General features: G+C 61.1%; 17 protein-coding genes and 1 pseudogene. 11 read left to right on the top strand and 7 right to left on the bottom strand.

All coding sequences use genetic code 11. From position 1 onward, the window contains the following. The gene (locus PspCFBP13528_RS23705) at nt 1–1,464 is read left to right on the top strand and encodes a D-aminoacylase (protein WP_137201644.1); all 1,464 of its coding nucleotides are present in this window, start codon (nt 1–3) and stop codon (nt 1,462–1,464) included. Between the two features lie 29 nt (nt 1,465–1,493). Further along, the gene (locus PspCFBP13528_RS23700) at nt 1,494–1,862 is read left to right on the top strand and encodes a glyoxalase superfamily protein (protein ID WP_065951181.1); all 369 of its coding nucleotides are present in this window, start codon (nt 1,494–1,496) and stop codon (nt 1,860–1,862) included. A gap of 58 nt (nt 1,863–1,920) precedes the next feature. Here the strand turns inward: PspCFBP13528_RS23700 and PspCFBP13528_RS23695 are convergent, their stop codons facing one another. The 4 genes from PspCFBP13528_RS23695 to PspCFBP13528_RS23680 form a co-directional block, all read right to left on the bottom strand. Next, nucleotides 1,921–3,840, bottom strand: coding sequence for a methyl-accepting chemotaxis protein (locus PspCFBP13528_RS23695; protein WP_101220948.1), 1,920 nt, complete (start codon nt 3,838–3,840; stop codon nt 1,921–1,923). Between the two features lie 166 nt (nt 3,841–4,006). Continuing rightward, nucleotides 4,007–5,836, bottom strand: coding sequence for a CocE/NonD family hydrolase (locus PspCFBP13528_RS23690; protein ID WP_137201659.1), 1,830 nt, complete (start codon nt 5,834–5,836; stop codon nt 4,007–4,009). A gap of 19 nt (nt 5,837–5,855) precedes the next feature. Further along, nucleotides 5,856–7,283: an AbgT family transporter gene (locus PspCFBP13528_RS23685; protein WP_101220946.1), complete on the bottom strand. Its 1,428-nt coding sequence runs from the start codon at nt 7,281–7,283 to the stop codon at nt 5,856–5,858. Nucleotides 7,284–7,390: 107 nt separating this feature from the next. Beyond that, the gene (locus PspCFBP13528_RS23680; protein WP_137201643.1) at nt 7,391–8,287 is read right to left on the bottom strand and encodes a LysR family transcriptional regulator; all 897 of its coding nucleotides are present in this window, start codon (nt 8,285–8,287) and stop codon (nt 7,391–7,393) included. 211 nt (nt 8,288–8,498) lie between these two features. On the opposite strand from PspCFBP13528_RS23680, the gene PspCFBP13528_RS23675 reads away from it, so the two are divergent. Then, on the top strand, nt 8,499–9,695 hold the full coding sequence (locus PspCFBP13528_RS23675; protein WP_137201658.1) for an OprD family porin: 1,197 nt from the start codon (nt 8,499–8,501) through the stop codon (nt 9,693–9,695). 104 nt (nt 9,696–9,799) lie between these two features. Continuing rightward, entirely contained in the window at nt 9,800–10,417 is a 618-nt protein-coding gene (locus PspCFBP13528_RS23670; RefSeq protein ID WP_065951187.1) for an FKBP-type peptidyl-prolyl cis-trans isomerase, read from the top strand. A gap of 63 nt (nt 10,418–10,480) precedes the next feature. Here PspCFBP13528_RS23670 and PspCFBP13528_RS23665 read toward each other — a convergent pair whose 3' ends face one another. The 3 genes from PspCFBP13528_RS23665 to PspCFBP13528_RS23655 form a co-directional block, all read right to left on the bottom strand. Next, nucleotides 10,481–10,738, bottom strand: a complete 258-nt coding sequence (locus PspCFBP13528_RS23665; RefSeq protein ID WP_003194088.1) for a hypothetical protein — start codon at nt 10,736–10,738, stop codon at nt 10,481–10,483. Nucleotides 10,739–10,896: 158 nt separating this feature from the next. Then, a complete protein-coding gene (locus tag PspCFBP13528_RS23660) occupies nt 10,897–11,238 on the bottom strand; it encodes a zinc ribbon domain-containing protein YjdM (protein WP_005791320.1) in 342 nt (113 codons plus the stop codon). Between the two features lie 194 nt (nt 11,239–11,432). Beyond that, complete coding sequence (locus tag PspCFBP13528_RS23655; protein WP_057724030.1) at nt 11,433–12,401, bottom strand: polyprenyl synthetase family protein; 969 nt, start codon at nt 12,399–12,401, stop codon at nt 11,433–11,435. Nucleotides 12,402–12,640: 239 nt separating this feature from the next. Between PspCFBP13528_RS23655 and rplU the strand changes: the two genes are divergently transcribed. The 7 genes and pseudogenes from rplU to PspCFBP13528_RS28120 all read left to right on the top strand — a co-directional run. Beyond that, complete coding sequence (gene rplU, locus PspCFBP13528_RS23650) at nt 12,641–12,955, top strand: 50S ribosomal protein L21 (protein WP_003176051.1); 315 nt, start codon at nt 12,641–12,643, stop codon at nt 12,953–12,955. Nucleotides 12,956–12,989: 34 nt separating this feature from the next. Then, entirely contained in the window at nt 12,990–13,247 is a 258-nt protein-coding gene (gene rpmA / locus PspCFBP13528_RS23645) for a 50S ribosomal protein L27 (RefSeq protein WP_003176049.1), read from the top strand. A 193-nt stretch (nt 13,248–13,440) separates the two neighbouring features. Next, a complete protein-coding gene (gene cgtA, locus PspCFBP13528_RS23640; protein WP_065883536.1) occupies nt 13,441–14,664 on the top strand; it encodes an Obg family GTPase CgtA in 1,224 nt (407 codons plus the stop codon). A 111-nt stretch (nt 14,665–14,775) separates the two neighbouring features. Next, on the top strand, nt 14,776–15,894 hold the full coding sequence (gene proB, locus PspCFBP13528_RS23635; protein ID WP_065951188.1) for a glutamate 5-kinase: 1,119 nt from the start codon (nt 14,776–14,778) through the stop codon (nt 15,892–15,894). A 15-nt stretch (nt 15,895–15,909) separates the two neighbouring features. Next, complete coding sequence (locus PspCFBP13528_RS23630) at nt 15,910–16,374, top strand: CreA family protein (protein WP_137201642.1); 465 nt, start codon at nt 15,910–15,912, stop codon at nt 16,372–16,374. A gap of 101 nt (nt 16,375–16,475) precedes the next feature. After that, nucleotides 16,476–16,958 carry a glutathione peroxidase gene (locus PspCFBP13528_RS23625; protein ID WP_065951190.1) on the top strand — a complete coding sequence of 161 codons (483 nt, stop codon included), beginning with the start codon at nt 16,476–16,478 and terminating at the stop codon, nt 16,956–16,958. Further along, nucleotides 16,955–17,068, top strand: a pseudogene (locus PspCFBP13528_RS28120) (outer membrane lipoprotein carrier protein LolA); the annotation flags it as partial. The gene PspCFBP13528_RS23625 and the pseudogene PspCFBP13528_RS28120, both read left to right, overlap by 4 nt. Between the last annotated feature and the right edge of the window lie 70 nt (nt 17,069–17,138).

Below are 17,138 nucleotides of genomic sequence, written 5' to 3'. Positions count from 1 at the left end.
ATGACGTACGACACGCTGATTCGCCAGGCGCTGATCATTGATGGCAGTGACACGCCTGGGTACCTCGCCGACGTGGGGTTGCGCAACGGGCGTATCGAGACGATCGGCGACCTGTCGGCGGCGACGGCCGTGCATGAAGTTGACGCCACCGGCTATGTACTGGCGCCGGGCTTTGTCGATGTGCACACCCACGACGACACCGTGGTGATCCGCCACCCGCAGATGCTGCCCAAGCTCAGCCAGGGCGTGACCACGGTGATTGTCGGCAACTGCGGCATCAGCGCTTCACCTGTGAGCCTGCGTGGCAATCCACCCGATCCGATGAACCTGTTGGGCAATGCCGAGGCTTTTGCCTACCCGCGCTTTATCGATTATCGCGCGGCGGTTGAACGCGCCCAGCCCGCAGTCAATGTCGCCGCACTGATCGGCCACACGGCACTGCGCAGTAATCATATGGACGACCTGCACCGCACGGCCACAGCGCATGAAATCGCGGCCATGCGCATGCAGTTGCAGGAGAGTCTCGACGCCGGTGCCCTGGGTTTATCCACTGGCCTTGCCTACGCCAGCGCAGTCAATGCAGAGACCGATGAGGTGCTGCAACTGAGCGAAGAGCTGACGGCTTATGGCGCCGTATACACCACGCATTTGCGCAGTGAGTTCGAGCCGGTATTGGACGCGATGGACGAAGCGTTTCTGATCGGCCGACGTGCCAGGGCGCCCGTGATTATTTCTCACCTCAAGTGCGCCGGTGCGGGGAACTGGGGGCGCAGCCCGCAATTGTTGGCGTCGCTTGAGGCCGCGGCGAAAACCCATCCGGTGGGCTGTGATTGTTATCCCTATGCCGCCAGTTCGTCGACGCTGGACCTCAAGCAGGTCACTGACGCGTTCCGCATCACCATCACCTGGTCCACACCCCATCCTGAAATGGGTGGACGTGACTTGCAGGACATTGCCGCCGAGTGGGGCATTGCGCTGATGGACGCCGCTCGCCGCCTGCAACCAGCCGGTGCGGTGTATTACGGAATGGATGAGGCGGATGTGCGCCGTATCCTTGCGCATCCGCTGTCAATGGTGGGTTCCGACGGGTTGCCGGAAGACCCGTTTCCCCATCCCCGATTGTGGGGCGCGTTCCCGCGGGTGCTGGGACATTTCAGTCGCGATGTCGGATTGTTCCCGCTGCATACCGCAGTGCACAAAATGACCGGGCTCTCTGCGGCACGCTTCGGCCTGGCAGAACGCGGCGAAATCCGTGAAGGGCACTGGGCCGACCTGGTGTTGTTCGACCCGTTGCGGGTGCGCGATATGGCGGATTTCAAGACGCCGCAGCGTGCAGCCGAAGGGATAGAGGGGGTGTGGGTCAACGGGGTGTTGAGCTACAGCGCAGGGCAGGCGAACGGCCAACGAGCGGGCCGGTTCCTGGCGCGTAACGGGGATTTGCGTCGAGGCTTTTCACCACTATAGTGGCTGCTTTCGAACATGGAGCGATTGCGATGCACTTAGGAAAAGTCACCCCCATTCTGCGGATGTTCGACGAGGCCAAGGCGCTGGAATTCTATGTCGGCTTCCTGGGGTTCAAGGTCGATTGGCAGCATCGCTTCGAGGCCAATTTTCCGTTGTACCTGCAGGTGTCGCTGGGTGAGTGCGTGTTGCATCTGTCCGAGCATCATGGCGATGCGTCGCCGGGCGCTGCGGTGCGGATCCAGGCCCAAGGAATAGACGCTTACCAGCAGCAATTGCAGGCCAAGGACTACCGTTACGCAAAGCCTGATGTAGAGGACACGCCTTGGGGCTCGCGGGAGATGAGCATCAAGGACCCGTTTGGGAATCGGGTGGTGTTTGTCGAGGAAGGGGAGGATTGAATGAATGGCAGCCCCAGTCAGTGACTGGGGCTGCGTCCGGGGCGAGCTTTTCTGTTGTTTACACCCGGAAATGGCTGACCATCTGTTGCAACTGGCTACCCAGCCGCGCCAGCTCTACGCTCGACTTGGCCGTCTCATCACTGGCCGTAGCGGTCTGCTCGGACACATCACGCACATTCACGATGCTGCGGCTGATCTCTTCGGCCACGGCGCTCTGCTGTTCGGCGGCCGCTGCAATCTGCTGGTTCATCGACTGGATGTTCGACACCGTTCGGGTGATGTTTTCCAGCGACACACCGGCCTTGCGCGTGAGGTCCACGCTGCTGTCGGTGAGGCTGCGGCTATTGTTCATCACGTTGGCCACTTGCTGGGTGCCGTTCTGCAAACCGGCAACCAGGCCTTCGATTTCCTCGGTGGATTTTTGCGTACGCTGGGCCAGCCCGCGCACTTCGTCGGCCACCACGGCAAACCCGCGACCGGCTTCACCGGCCCGTGCCGCTTCAATCGCAGCGTTAAGGGCCAGCAGGTTGGTTTGCTCGGCGACGGCCTTGATCACGTCCATTACGCTGCCGATCTTGTTGCTCTCTTGCTGCAAGTGAGCCATGGCGTCAGTGGAGCGTGCCACTTCGGCGGCCAGGCGCTCGATCTGAGCGATGGCTTCTGCCACCACCTTGTCGCCCGCGCGGGCTTGCCCATCGGCCTCGGCTGCTGCAAGGGAAGCCTGTTCGGCGTTACGCGCCACTTCCTGCACGGTGGCGGTCATTTCGTGCATCGCCGTGGCGACCTGGTCGGTCTCGATCTTCTGGCTGTTGACCCCGGCGCTGGTCTGCTCGGTAACGGCTGACAGCTCCTCGGCAGCGCTGGCGATCTGGGTCACGCCGTCACGAATCCCGCTGATCAGTTCACGCAAGGTGGTGCCCATGCGCTGGATGCCTTGTTGCAGCACGCCCAGTTCATCACGGCGGGTAACCTGGATATTGTGGCTCAGGTCGCCGGAGGCAATGCGCTCGACGACAGCCAGGGTGTCTTGCAGCGGGCGGGTGATCTGGCGGGTGATGACCAGGGCCGCGATGATGCCCACCAGCAGGGCCAGCAACGTGCTGATCAATTGCAGGCTGCGGGCCTGGGCGCTTTCGGCGTCGCGGCGTTCCAGCTGGATGTCGTAGAGCTTGTCGCTGATGGTGACGATGTCGGCGCCTTGGGTGGTCATTTCGGCGCGGGCGGTCACGATGTTGGCGTTGGCGGCTTTATAGCTTTGTACAGCGCTGCGATAGGCACCCAGTGCGGTTTCCAGCGAGCCCAGCGCGGTCTGTTGGCTGCTGCCGAAGACGGCAGTGAGGCTTTTCAAGCCGGCGATGGCTTTCTCGATTTGTGCGGCGGCACGGGCTTCGTTTTCTGCGTTGACGTTGTTGGTGTAACCACGGACGTCGTAACGCGCCAGCAGGAACTCTTCCTTGGCATTGGTCACGGCCTGGAACTGTGCGAAACGCTCCGGGCTGTCGGGCATCTGCTGCACGCTGGCGTCCAGTGCGTTGATCTGCGCGTTGGCGATGTCGGCCTTGTCGCCCATGACCTCGCGCGCAGCGTTGCCGTTGCGGTAGGCCTCGCGCATTTTGTTCAGGGACTGCTGATAGGCCGTGATGACCGCTTTCTGCTCATTGAGCAGCTTGAGGTTTTCCGGGCTCTTGAAACTGTCCAGCAGTTTTTGTTGCTGGGCAGCGAAGGCGTCGAGACTGGTCTGCACGTTCTGCGCCACGGCTTCATCGCCGTTGGCCAGCATGTATTGCAGGCGCACGATGCGCAGTTTGGTCAACGACGCATTGAGCTGGGTGATGTCGCTCATCCAGTTGCTGCGGTCGATCAAGCCGCCCAGGCTGGTCCAGCCGGTGAGTGCCAGGATCGAGGTGAGAACGAGCACCAGGCCGAAGCCCAGGCCGAGTTTGAGATTGACGCTGATGTTACCGAACCAGCTGTTCATCGAAAGCTCCTTGAAGAGTGATGTCTGTCTGCTGGACGGTGTGTTGTTGTTTGAGCCAGCCAAGATGTGTAGGGCTGTATCGGCGGCAAGGGAAAATTCTGAAGTGCTTTTCTTGCTCGGCGACGTGGGGTCGCCATCACCCTTGGGCAATGGCGACTCAGTGGGCTCAGGACAGCGCGGTGTTGGGCACCACGGTAAGCCGGAGGCAGGAGGCGGCGGCGTGGCTCAGATGCACACTGTTGTGGGCAATCCGAGGGTGGCTGGCCTGGCCAGAAGGCTCGCCGCTGTTGGGGTTGACGTCAAAACGCGGAAAGTTGCTGCTGGCGATATCCAGGCGCAACCGATGGCCGCGCTTGAATAGGTTGCAGGTGGCGAACGGCTCGATCAGCACCTTTACTCGCTCACCCGGCGTCAGCGCCGTCGGCTGTTCCCATGAGTCGCGATAACGGCAGCGGCGGATGCCGTCGGTGATGTTCATCGCAAAGCCCTCGGGGTAGTCGGCACTGGGTGGATACACGTCCACCAGCTTGGCGGTGAAATCAGTGTCGGGCGTGTCGCTGTCGATCCACAGTTCGATCTGCACGTCACCGGCGACGATCAGGTCGTCGTCGAGGGGATCGGTCTGGAACACCAGCACGTCATCACGCTGGGCCAGGGGACGGTTATCCCCCAGGGTGCCGAAAAAGTCGGGACGCTCCCGTTGGTCGAAGGCACCGCCGGCAAACACAGGGGCGCCGGAGGTCAGCGCGCCGCCGATGGTCGGGACCGGATGGGCCGGGTCGGCACGGTAACTCAAGTGGGCGTCAGCCTCGACAGGTGCCGTGCGGCTCAACTGCCTGTGTGCATTCAGGTAGAGAGTCAATGTCTGGCTGCCGGGCAGTGGCCATTGCGAGGTGTGCAGCCAGCGGCCCCCATGGTGCAGGCGCCCGTTTTCGTCGCGATGGCCGCTGCCGCCGCCCATCACAAACACCTGCACGCAGGCCGTTGCGGTGCGGGGCGAAGGCTTCAGGGATTGCTCGAACCAGGCCAGGCGGCAACTGAGCCAGTCCTGATCGATCTGCCCGTCAAAGGCAGCTTGCGGGCCGAATTCCACATCGCCGCTGTGGCTGATATTGCGGTCGCCATGCAGCCACGGGCCCATCACCAGGCGTTGGCGGGCCGTACGGTTGTGTGTGAAGGCGCGGTAGTTGGCCAGGGTCGAGCTGACGTAGGCGTCGTACCAGCTGGACATGAACAGCACGGGGATATCGGGCAGTTGCGCGTAGTGGCCTTCGGCGTAAATTCCCGACTGTCGCCAATATTCGCTGAAGGTGCCCTGGGCCCACTGCTCCAGCACGTAGGCTTCATATTCCGGCACATGGCGCAGGGGCGATTGCCCGGGTTGCCACGGCATACGTGTGAACCATTGATGAATATCCTCCTGCTCCAACGCTTCGCGAATCAGCGGGTCGTCCAGGGCTGCCGGGCTTTCCTTGGCCTGGCGATAGGCCCACGTCGCCTGTTTGAGCTCGAAGGCGCCGCCCTGGCGAATCCCGCACTGGTAGGCGTTGGCGAAGCCGCCGCTGTCCAGCACCATGCTGCTCAGGCCCGGTGGGTGCAGGCAGGCCATCGCCAGTTGCGTGTGGGCCGCGTAGGACAGGCCCATGCTGCCGACCTTGCCGTTGCACCAGGGCTGTTGGACGATCCAGGCCAGGGTGTCGAAACCGTCTTCGCCCTCGGCGGTGTACTTGATGAACCTACCTTCGGAGGCGTAGCGGCCACGGCAGTCCTGGAAGATCGCGACAAAGCCTTGCTCGGTAAACCGTGCGGCCATTTGCTCGCGGGAGAGGTGGTGGCCGTCGAGCTGTTTTTCCGAGCGCGAGGGTTTGCTCTTGTCGTAAGGCGTGCGCTCGATCACCACCGGAAACGGTCCACCGCCTGCCGCCGGCAAGTAGATGTCGGTGGCCAGGTGGATGCCGTCACGCATCGGGATCATTTGGTTACGCAGGATGTGCATGGGGATAACACTCATCGATTCAGTACCCGCTCGTCACCGCAATGGCTAGCAACGCCATCGCCAGCACGGCGTAGATCAGGAACAGCGGCAGGATGTAGCGCGCCCATTGGCCCCAGCCGACATTGGCGGTGGCCAATAGAACCAGCAGGCCGCTGGAGGTAGGGGTGATCATGTTGGTCAGGCCATTGCCCATCAAGAATGCGAACACCGTGGTCTGTGGGCTGACGCCGGACAGCTGGCCCAAGGGTCCGAAGATCGGCATGGTCACCGCCGCCTGGCCTGAGGTGGACGGGATCAGCACATCCAGCCCCAACTGCGCGAAGAACATGCCGTAGGCCGACACAATCGGACCGTGGTCACCCACCAGGTTGGCCAGGCTGTTGACGATGGTGTCCAGTACCTGGCCGGTACTGAGGATGATTTCCACCGCGGTGGCCAGGCCGATCAGGACGCCGGCGATCAGCACCTTCTTCATGCCATCGACAAAGGCGCTGGCAGCAGCGCTCGCACCGAGCCCGGCGATCACACTGAAGGCCACCGTCAGCAGCAGGTAGAACGCCGACAGCTCATGGTATTTCCAGCCCCAGCGGTTGGAGGCGTAGACCAGCAAAGCGATACCCGTCAGCAGCACGATCAGGTTGATCAGATGGCGCAGGGGCAACGGTGTACTTTCGAACGTGATCTGCGCCGTCGCATCGAAACCGTGCTTGCGAATGCTCCACAGCACGAAGGCGATTCCCACCAGCAGGAAGCTGCAGTAGGCAAGCACGCGCATGCTCAGGCCACTGAAGATCGGTAGCCCGACCATTGGCTGGGCGACGGATAGCGCTACCGGATTGGAGATTGAGGCCAGGTAGCCGATCTTCACCGAGATCGTGACGATGGCCAGCCCGATCAGGTTCGACAGCCCCAGCCGGTTGGCCATGGCGACCATCAACGGCACGATCAGGATAAATTCCTTGGCCAGTCCCATGAAGGTACTGCCGGCGGAAAACACCAGCATCAGGCACGGCACCAGCACATAGATATTGCCCCGCGTCAGACCCAGCATGCGCTCCAGCCCGGCGTCGATCACCCCGGCCTTGTTCAGCACGCCGAACATGCCGCCGATGAACAGCACCATGAAAATCAGCGCAGCACGCTTCTCGATGCCCTGGGGAATGGCCATGAAACCTTCCACCAGGGACACCGGGCGGGCCACGCTATCGCCGGCTTTGCGCGGCTCCAGGGCGAACAGTTGGCCCAGGGAATCGTGCTTTTCCAGGACCTGGTAAGAGCCCGGTATCACCAGGCCATTCTGACGCTGGAACGTGCCCGAGTTCACCGCGTAGGTAAACGCCACTGCGAGCAGGACGATGCTCAGCAGGATGATGGCGGGATTGATCTGCTTGCGTTGCGTGGTATTTCCCACCGCTGCTTGGGTAGGGATGCTCTGGGATTCGCTCATGCTGGTGGCCCCGGCGTGCGCCGTTATTGTTATAGGGGTGACACGTGTGGGGCGGACACTAGGGCAAAGTTTTTACGACGACAATGTTATGCGTGAGGTGGGTTGGGCTATGCGTTTTGTGCGGCCAGACGCTGCTTGAGGTGTTCGGCAAACGCGTTCACCCGTTGCGACCTGGGCTCATTGGCGCGAAACGCCAGGCCGAATGCGTAGGGCAGCGCCGGGCGAAACGGGCGGGTGACGATGGGCAAATGCAGGAAGTGGCTGGCCAGCAGACCATTGACGATCGACACCCCGAGGCCCTCGGCCACGAAGCTGCACGCAGCCCCGACCGAGTGCACCTCGACCCGCACCTGCGGCGTGAGATTGGCGGCACGAAACACCTGGTTCAGCTCGGCCCGCAGCGCCCGTTGCCGGCCGAGCATCACCAGCGGCACGTTGCGCAGGTGCTGCACTTCGATGCAGGCGTGACGGGTCAACGGATGCTCGGCGGGCATTACACAGACACCTTCGGTTTGCAGCACCGGCTCGACATCGAAATCAGGGATTTGCGTGGGCAGGCGCACAAAACCCAGGTCGGCGGAACGGTCCAGCACTGCACGCTCGATCATGTCGTAGGAGCCGGTCAACAACTCAACGACAGTGTCGTCATGGCCCTTGAGAAACTGCGCCACGATGCGCGGCAACAGTTCCTGGGTCATGCTGGTGGGCACCGCGACCTTGAGCAGGCTTTTGCGTGAGCGCCCTACGCGCATTTCATCGGCCAGGCGCTGGATGCGCTGCATGCCATCCACCAGTCCGGCGACTTCGGCGAGCAATTCCTCGGCTTCCGGTGTGGCCATCAGGCGGCCCTTCTTGCGCAGGAACAACGCAAAACCCAAGTGCTCTTCCAGCTGGCTCAGCAAGCGGCTGACCGCCGATTGCGAGAGGCCCATGCGCGTCGCGGCGCCGATGGTCGAGCCCGTGGACATGATCGCCTTGAAGGCTTCGAGTTGCTTGAGATTCACCGTGTTTTTCCTGTCGGTTGGGAAGGGCGGCCGGTGCTTCACGCATAGCCTGATGCGCTTCTCGCATAACGTTGTGGGGCTGTCGACGAGCCGTTAGTGTCCTCTCCAACGCGACATGCCGTCCAGCCTGGCGCGCGGTGCAACTGCCCATAAAAAAACACAACATGGCATTGAGGAAGGGTGTATGCGTGAGTTTTTCACGAAGGGAGGAATGGTCTCGGCGGGGCTGCTGACGAGCCTGTCACCGGCCTTGATGGCCCAGGGTTTCTGGGAGGATTCCCATGGCCGATTGACCTTGCGCAACGTCTATTTCAACGACGGTTACCGCGACGGTGGTGAAGACCGCAAGGAATGGGCCCAGGGTTTTCTGCTCAACCTCCAGTCAGGCTATACCGAGGGTGCCGTGGGCTTTGGCCTGGATGCCTTGGGGCTGGCGGGCCTGCGTCTGGACTCCAGCCCGACGCATGCCGGTACTGGCTTGTTACCCGTGCACGACGACGGTCATGCGGCCAGTGAATTTTCCAGCCTGGGTGTCACGGCCAAAATGCGCTGGGGCGATGCGGTGGTGAAAACCGGCACGTTGCTGCCGAAAATCCCGGTGCTGGTGCACAACGATGGCCGCTTGTTACCGCAGACCTTCCAAGGCACACAAGTGGAATACAGTGGTATTCGTGACCTGTACCTGCACGCTGGGCACCTGGACAAATTCAAGTTGCGTAACTCCACTGACAGTGTGGATATTTATCCTCAGGGCTACAGCGGAAAAAAGGGGAGTGATTTCGATTTTGCCGGCGCTAGCTACGCGTTTACGCCGAAGCTCAGCGGCACCTGGTACTACGGTGAAATGCGCCAATTCTATCGCCAGCAATTCTTTGGCCTGGTGCATAAGCAGCCGCTGGGTAGCGGCACGCTGACCAGTGACTTGCGCTACTTCATCAGCAACCAAGCGGGTGAAGCGCGTAACGGCGAGGTCGACAGTGATATGTTCAGCGGTCTGTTCACTTACCGCCTGGGCGCGCAGGCGCTGGGTGTTGGCTATCAGAAAGTCAGCGGCGAGACGGCGTTGCCGTATGCCAGCGTCTCGACCGTGTATTCCTTCAGTAACGCCGGCGTGGGCAAGTTCATTCAGGCCGGGGAACACACCTGGATGCTGCGCTACGACTATGACTTCGCGGCGGTACTGCCGGGCTTGAGTTTCATGACCCGTTACTACAAAGGGCAAAACGGCGAGTTCAAGGGACGGGAGGCGCGGGAATGGGAGTCCGACACGAATCTGCGCTACGTGGTCCAGGACAGCACCTTCAAAGGCCTGGGTGTGGAGTTGCGTAAGGCCACTTATCGCTCGACTTATGCCAGTGACCGGGACAACTACCGGTTGTACCTGACCTACGACCTGGCGCTCTGGTAGCCGGGGAGGGGGCTGATCATGGGCCGGTCTTGTGTGCTAGTCTGCGGGCCCTTTTAGTTCTGGATGGCGCAGTAAACAGCGTTGTCCTACAGCGGAGCCTCTTCATGTCCGAAGTTAATCTGTCCACCGACGAAACCCGCGTCAGCTACGGTATCGGCCGTCAGTTGGGCGACCAACTGCGCGACAACCCACCGCCGGGCGTCAGCCTGGACGCGATCCTGGCCGGCCTGACCGACGCGTTCGGCGGCAAGCCAAGCCGTGTTGACCAGGAACAGATGGCGGCCAGCTTCAAAGTGATCCGCGAAATCATGCAGGCCGAAGCCGCTGCCAAGGCTGAAGCCGCAGCAGGCGCGGGCCTGGCATTCCTGGCTGAAAACGCCAAGCGTGACGGCATCACCACACTGGCTTCCGGCCTGCAATTTGAAGTACTGACTGCCGGTGATGGCGCCAAGCCGACCCGTGAAGATCAAGTGCGCACTCACTACCACGGCACGCTGATCGACGGCACTGTGTTCGACAGCTCCTACGAGCGCGGTCAGCCTGCAGAATTCCCGGTCGGCGGCGTGATCGCCGGCTGGACCGAAGCCCTGCAACTGATGAATGCCGGCAGCAAATGGCGCCTGTACGTGCCGAGCGAACTGGCTTACGGCGCGCAAGGTGTTGGCAGCATTCCTCCGCACAGTGTTCTGGTATTCGACGTCGAGCTGCTCGACGTTCTGTAAGACCTGTTGTTGATTACCTGTTGGGGCGAACACGTTCGCCCCAACAGGGATTTGCCGGTTTCTTCATGGATGGAACTTGCCATTAAGCTCCGTCGCCGGGCGCAACGCTCGGGCATAGCAGAACAAAAACAGATTCCTTACCACTTCCTTCAGCACACCAGGCTCACTGGAGCTCAGGCCATTCACGTCCAGGTCGCCCTGGTCCTGCAGTTCATTCAGCGCTTCTTCTTCAAGCACCGCACAGACTTCGCCGGTTTCCCGATGCAGGATCCGCAGGTAAGGATGGGGGCGGTCCAGCCAGGCATCTATCAAATAAGTCATGGTCGTTCTCCTTGATGGGTTTCAATGAGAATAATTCTTATTCGTAGAATAGCAAGTATCTATTGGCGGTTTGCGATTTTTTTGTGTGGGTATTTGAGACAGGTCAACAGGAGGGCCAAGCGCCATCCCGCGGCGGGCGCGGGATGGATGCAGCAGATTCAGACTTTGCGCACGAACTCGGACTTGAGCTTCATCGGACCGATGCCGTCAATCTTGCAGTCGATATCGTGGTCGCCGTCGCACAGGCGGATATTCTTGACCTTGGTGCCGACCTTGACCACCAGGGAGGTGCCCTTGACCTTGAGGTCCTTGATCACGGTGATGGTGTCGCCGTCCTGCAGGACGTTGCCCACAGAGTCTTTCTTCACGGTTTCATCGCCCGCGACTTCGGCCTCGCCATTGGCGGACCATTCATGGGCGCATTCCGGGCAGACCAACTGGGTGCCGTCTTCGTAGGTGTATTCGGAATTGCATTTCGGGCAGGGTGGCAACGTGCTCACTAAAGCTCCTTGGGAGTCAGGATGGCTAAAAGTCGCACATTATATAGGGTTTTGTGGTCTTGCAGGCTGTATGACATCCAAATGTGGGAGGGGGCTTGCCCCCGATTGCGGCGTGTCAGCCACCTTATACGTTGGCTGACCTGCTGCTATCGGGGGCGAGCCCCCTCCCATATTGCCCTGCGTCGCTGGTGATTTTAGTGAGTGCGGGCGACCGCAAACTCACTCAGCTCAACCAGGGCATCCCGGTATTCGCTGGCGGGCAAGGCTTCCAGGCACTTGATCGCACGGGCCACGTAGTCACGCGCCAGTTGTGCGGTGTACTCCAGCGAGCCCGACGCCTCCACGGCGGCACGGATAGCCTCCAGGTCTTCGATCCCGCCTTTCTGGATCGCCTTGCGCACCAGTGCAGCCTGCTCCGGCGTGCCTTCGCGCATGGTGTAGATCAGCGGCAGGGTCGGCTTGCCCTCGGCCAGGTCGTCACCGACGTTCTTGCCCAGGGTCTCGGCGTCGCCCTTGTAGTCGAGCAGGTCGTCCACCAGTTGGAACGCCACGCCCAGGTGGTCGCCAAAGGTGCGCAGGGCTTCGGCCTGTTCGGCGGTGGCGCCGCACAGTGCCGCGGCGCTGTGGGTGGAGGCTTCGAAGAGCATCGCGGTCTTGCCGCGAATCACTTCCATGTAGGTTTCTTCGGTGGTGCTGGCGTCGCGGACCTTCGACAGCTGCAGCACTTCGCCTTCGGCGATGATGCGCGTGGCCTGTGAAAGAATCTTCATCACCGGCATCGAGCCCAGTTCAACCATCATTTCGAACGAGCGCGAGTACAGGAAGTCGCCCACCAGTACACTCGGCGCGTTGCCCCACATGGCATTGGCGGTCTCGCGGCCACGGCGCATGCCGGACATGTCGACCACGTCGTCATGCAGCAGGGTGGCGGTGTGCAGGAATTCGATGGTGGCGGCCAGCAGGCGCAGGTCATCGCCTTCGCGGCCCAGGGCCTTGCCGCACAGCAACACTAATAAAGGACGCAGACGCTTACCGCCGGCCGACGTAATGTAGTCGCCAATTTTGGAGACCAGCGGCACTTTTGACGTCAGCTGCTGCTTGATGATGCCGTCGACGGCGCTAAAATCGTCCGCGACCGCGCGGTAGAAAGCTTGGGGTTGCATCAGCGACAGTCGCTCCAGAAGGGTTGCGCGGCATGCTAGGACCCTGACCCCGCAGTGTCAAGGCGCGATAGACGGCCCCTTGCAACACCCATTTACCTTGCGTACAATCGCGCACCCTGAACTTCCTGGGCAGCACCTGCCTTACGCAATTGCATTCGGGACGTCCATCCCATGCAGCCATGCCAGCCAATACCTCTTCTTATAAAGCGCTGGGTGAGCAGGATTATCGGAGAAATACCATGTCGTACGCAGTAATTGTTACTGGTGGCAAGCAATACAAAGTCGCCCCAGGTGAATACCTGAAGATCGAAAAACTGGAAATCGCCACTGGCGAATCCGTGACGTTTGATCGCGTTCTGTTGGTCGCCAATGGCGATGACGTGAACATCGGCGCTCCAGTTGTTGCTGGCGCTACCGTTGTGGCTGAAGTGATCTCCCAAGGTCGTCACGATAAAGTCCGCATCATCAAGTTCCGTCGTCGTAAGCACCACATGAAGCGTATGGGCCACCGCCAGTGGTACACCGAGATCAAAATCACCGGTATTCAGGCTTAATTTCAGCCTAATTCCTCACTAGGAGAATTGACTCATGGCACACAAAAAAGCTGGTGGTAGTACCCGTAACGGTCGCGACTCAGAAGCCAAACGCCTTGGCGTGAAGATGTATGGCGGCCAGAAAATTATTCCGGGCAACATCATCGTGCGTCAGCGCGGCACCCAATTCCACGCCGGTTACGGTGTTGGCATGGGTAAGGATCACACCCTCTTCGCTAAAATCGAAGGCGTGATCAAGTTTGAAGTAAAAGGCGCGTTCAACCGCCGTTACGTGAGCGTTGTCGCCGCTTAATTGCGCGATCGCTGGAAAAGCCCTGTCTCGCGACGGGGCTTTTTCGTTTATGGGGTGAGTCTCTTGCAAAGCTGTTTGTGATGGGCTCCGGGGCTGGATTTGCGGTCGCTGATTGAGGTCGCTGCGCTCATTTTTGCAAGAGTCTTATGTCTTGGTTTCTTAAGCTCGTCCGTGCGGCGAGAGGCGTTTTGTTATGAAGTTCGTTGATGAAGTTTCCATCCGAGTAAAAGCAGGCGACGGCGGTAACGGTTGCATGAGTTTCCGTCGCGAAAAGTTCATTGAAAACGGTGGCCCAAACGGCGGTGACGGCGGTGACGGCGGTTCCATCTACATGATGGCCGACGAAAACCTCAACACCCTGGTCGACTACCGTTACACCCGGCACTTTGATGCCGAGCGTGGCTCCAACGGCGGCAGCACCGACTGCACCGGTAAAAAAGGCGAAGACCTGGTACTGCGCGTACCGGTCGGTACCACGATTATCGACTCCGCTACCCAGGAAGTGATCGGCGACCTGACCAAGGCCGGCCAGAAGCTGATGGTGGTGCAGGGCGGCTGGCACGGTCTGGGTAACACCCGATTCAAGTCCAGCACCAACCGTGCACCGCGCCAGACCACCCCAGGCAAGCCGGGCGAGCAGCGCGACCTCAAGCTGGAAATGAAAGTACTCGCCGACGTAGGCCTGCTGGGCCTGCCGAACGCCGGCAAAAGTACCTTCATTCGCTCGGTCTCGGCCGCCAAGCCGAAAGTTGCCGACTACCCGTTCACCACCCTGGTGCCGAACCTGGGCGTGGTCAGCGTCGACCGCTGGAAGAGCTTTGTGATCGCCGACATCCCAGGCCTGATCGAAGGTGCTTCCGACGGCGCAGGCCTGGGGATTCGCTTCCTCAAGCACTTGTCGCGCACCCGTTTGCTGCTGCACCTCGTCGACATGGCGCCACTGGATGACACCAGTGCAGCCGACGCCGCCGAAGTGATCGTCAGCGAGCTGACCAAGTTCAGCCCGGCCCTGGCCGAGCGTGACCGTTGGCTGGTGCTGAACAAGTGCGACCAGATCCTTGAAGAAGAGCACGAAGAGCGCGTCAAGGAAATCGTCGACCGCCTGGAGTGGGAAGGTCCGGTCTATGTGATCTCGGCCATCGCCAAAGAAGGCACCGAGCGCCTGACCCGCGACATCATGCGCTACCTGGAAGACCGCGCCGACCGCCTGGCGGCCGACCCGGTATTCAAGGCCGAGCTGGCCGAACTCGACCAGCAGATCGAAGACGAAGCCCGCGCCCAGCTGCAAGCCCTGGACGACCAGCGCGCCCTGCGCCGCAGCGGCGTGAAGTCGGTGCACGACATCGGTGACGATGATTGGGACGAAGAAGACGTGGATGACGAAGACGGTCCGGAAATCATTTACGTGCGCGACTGATTCGTTGCGATAAACTTGAACGCCGCTCCTTATAGAGCGGCGTTTTGGTATCCGGGTATAACGTTATGGGCGGCGCTGGGTCGCGCAGCCCTCACTCTAAGGTTGAAGATGATGCGGAGCAAAGTGACAGGTGCGCAGCGCTGGGTCGTGAAGATCGGCAGTGCGTTGCTGACAGCGGATGGCAAGGGGCTGGACCGTGCAGCCATGAGCGTCTGGGTCGAGCAGATGGTGGCCTTGCATGAGGCCGGTGTCGAGTTGGTGCTGGTCTCGTCCGGGGCGGTTGCCGCCGGGATGAGCCGCCTCGGCTGGACCGCGCGACCCAGCGCGATGCACGAACTGCAAGCCGCCGCCGCCATCGGCCAGATGGGCCTGGTGCAAGCCTGGGAGTCCAGCTTTGCCGAGCACGGCCGCCACACGGCGCAGATCCTGCTGACCCATGACGACCTGTCCGACCGCAAGCGCTACCTCAACGCCCGCAGTACCTTGCGTGCGTTGGTGGAGCTCAAGGTCATCCCGGTGATCAACGAGAACGACACCGTGGTCACCGACGAAATCCGTTTCGGCGACAACGACACCCTCGCGGCGCTGGTAGCCAACCTGGTGGAAGCCGACCTGCTGGTGATCCTCACCGACCGCGACGGCATGTTCGACGCTGACCCGCGGAACAATCCCGACGCCCAGCTTATCTACGAAGCCCGGGCCGATGACCCGGCGCTGGACGCCGTGGCCGGCAGCGTCGGCGGTGCCCTGGGCCGTGGCGGCATGCAGACCAAGTTGCGCGCCGCGCGCCTGGCCGCGCGTTCCGGCGCCCACACCATCATCGTCGGTGGGCGCCTGGAGCGCGTGCTGGATCGCCTCAAGGCCGGCGAGCGCATCGGTACGCTGCTGTCGCCGGAGCGTGGCATGCTGGCGGCGCGCAAGCAGTGGCTGGCCGGGCACCTGCAAACCCGTGGCACCCTGGTGCTGGACGAAGGCGCGGTATCGGCGCTGTCCCAGGGTAACAAGAGCTTGCTGCCGGTGGGCGTCAAGCGGGTGCAAGGCAGCTTCCGCCGAGGCGAGATGGTGGTCTGCGTGGCGCCGGACGGTCGTGAGATCGCCCGCGGCCTGGCGAACTACAGTGCCCTGGAAGCGCAGAAGATTATTGGACAATCGTCCGACGCGATTGTCGGACTCTTGGGTTACATGGCCGAGCCGGAACTGGTTCACCGCGACAACCTGATCCTGGTTTAACCAAAGGAATACACGATGCGTTTAGTGAAGGGATTGCTCGGCCTGCTGTTGGCCATGCCACTGCTGGCCTCGGCCGAAGAAGTTGGCCAGGTGTCGACGGTGTTCAAGATTGTCGGCCCCAATGACCGGATCGTCGTCGAAGCATTCGATGACCCCAAGGTCGACGGCGTGACGTGTTACCTGTCGCGCGCCAAGACCGGCGGCGTGAAAGGTGGCCTGGGCCTGGCCGAAGACCGCGCCGAAGCCTCGATCGCCTGTCGCCAGGTCGGCCCGATCCACTTCAAGGGCGAGCTCAAGGACGGCGGCGAAGTGTTCAAGGAGCGCACCTCGCTGGTGTTCAAGACCATGCAGGTGGTGCGTTTCCTCGACAAGAAGCGCAATACCCTGGTGTATCTGGTCTACAGCGACCGCCTGATCGAAGGCAGCCCGCAGAACGCGGTGACGGCGATCCCGATTTTGCCATGGCCAACCGCTCAGTAACCGGCGGGCGAGTTTTTCAACAGGCATCTATGATTGCAGGCCTGTGGTCTGTAATCTCGAACGGCCGCAATGCGAAGAACATGGGATATCTGGAGTTCGTCATGAGTGCTTTCCACGACCTGAAACTCAAAGCGTTGGACGGACAAGAGCTGCCGCTGGCGCCCTTGAAGGGCCACGTCGTACTGGTGGTCAACGTCGCCTCCAAATGCGGTCTGACCCCGCAGTATGCGGCCCTGGAAAACCTCTACCAGCAATACAAGGATCAGGGTTTCACCGTGCTGGGCCTTCCCTGCAATCAGTTTGCAGGCCAGGAGCCGGGTACCGAGCAGGAGATCCAGGCATTCTGCAGCCTCAATTACGGGGTGACGTTCCCCCTGGGCAGCAAGCTTGAGGTGAATGGCCCTGATCGTCACCAGCTGTACCGCCTGCTGGCGGGCGAGGGCGCCGAATTTCCCGGGGATATCACCTGGAATTTCGAGAAGTTCCTGCTCGGCAAAGATGGCCGTGTGCTTGCGCGCTTCTCGCCGCGTACGCCGCCGGAAGATCCTTCAATCGTTCAGGCCATCGAAAAAGCCCTGGCCTGAATCCCCCCTCTGTAGGAGCGAGCCTGCTCGCGAAAATCGCCAACGGTGACGCGTACACTCTGGATTTACGCGCTGCCCTCCGGCTCTTCGCGAGCAAGCTCGCTCCTACAGGTATTCGGTTGTTTTTATCGCCTTAATCACTCAGATCAATAGTGCTACCCAGCAAGCTTTGGCGTGCAT

This window comes from Pseudomonas sp. CFBP13528, from assembly GCF_005233615.1.
Classification (GTDB): Bacteria; Pseudomonadota; Gammaproteobacteria; order Pseudomonadales; family Pseudomonadaceae; genus Aquipseudomonas; species Aquipseudomonas fluorescens_AM.
The sequence above is the reverse complement of the archived record's forward strand: the minus strand, read 5'-3'. Positions and strand labels throughout refer to the sequence as shown.

Bases quoted from the DNA above. Each gene is read 5' to 3' on its own strand.
- PspCFBP13528_RS23705 (WP_137201644.1), top strand. From the start codon at position 1: ATGACGTACGACACGCTGATTCGCCAGGCGCTGATCATTGATGGCAGT.
- PspCFBP13528_RS23700 (WP_065951181.1), top strand. From the start codon at position 1,494: ATGCACTTAGGAAAAGTCACCCCCATTCTGCGGATGTTCGACGAGGCC.
- PspCFBP13528_RS23695 (WP_101220948.1), bottom strand. From the start codon at position 3,840: ATGAACAGCTGGTTCGGTAACATCAGCGTCAATCTCAAACTCGGCCTG.
- PspCFBP13528_RS23690 (WP_137201659.1), bottom strand. From the start codon at position 5,836: ATGCACATCCTGCGTAACCAAATGATCCCGATGCGTGACGGCATCCAC.
- PspCFBP13528_RS23685 (WP_101220946.1), bottom strand. From the start codon at position 7,283: ATGAGCGAATCCCAGAGCATCCCTACCCAAGCAGCGGTGGGAAATACC.
- PspCFBP13528_RS23675 (WP_137201658.1), top strand. From the start codon at position 8,499: ATGGTCTCGGCGGGGCTGCTGACGAGCCTGTCACCGGCCTTGATGGCC.
- PspCFBP13528_RS23670 (WP_065951187.1), top strand. From the start codon at position 9,800: ATGTCCGAAGTTAATCTGTCCACCGACGAAACCCGCGTCAGCTACGGT.
- PspCFBP13528_RS23665 (WP_003194088.1), bottom strand. From the start codon at position 10,738: ATGACTTATTTGATAGATGCCTGGCTGGACCGCCCCCATCCTTACCTG.
- PspCFBP13528_RS23655 (WP_057724030.1), bottom strand. From the start codon at position 12,401: ATGCAACCCCAAGCTTTCTACCGCGCGGTCGCGGACGATTTTAGCGCC.
- rplU (WP_003176051.1), top strand. From the start codon at position 12,641: ATGTCGTACGCAGTAATTGTTACTGGTGGCAAGCAATACAAAGTCGCC.
- rpmA (WP_003176049.1), top strand. From the start codon at position 12,990: ATGGCACACAAAAAAGCTGGTGGTAGTACCCGTAACGGTCGCGACTCA.
- cgtA (WP_065883536.1), top strand. From the start codon at position 13,441: ATGAAGTTCGTTGATGAAGTTTCCATCCGAGTAAAAGCAGGCGACGGC.
- proB (WP_065951188.1), top strand. From the start codon at position 14,776: ATGCGGAGCAAAGTGACAGGTGCGCAGCGCTGGGTCGTGAAGATCGGC.
- PspCFBP13528_RS23630 (WP_137201642.1), top strand. From the start codon at position 15,910: ATGCGTTTAGTGAAGGGATTGCTCGGCCTGCTGTTGGCCATGCCACTG.
- PspCFBP13528_RS23625 (WP_065951190.1), top strand. From the start codon at position 16,476: ATGAGTGCTTTCCACGACCTGAAACTCAAAGCGTTGGACGGACAAGAG.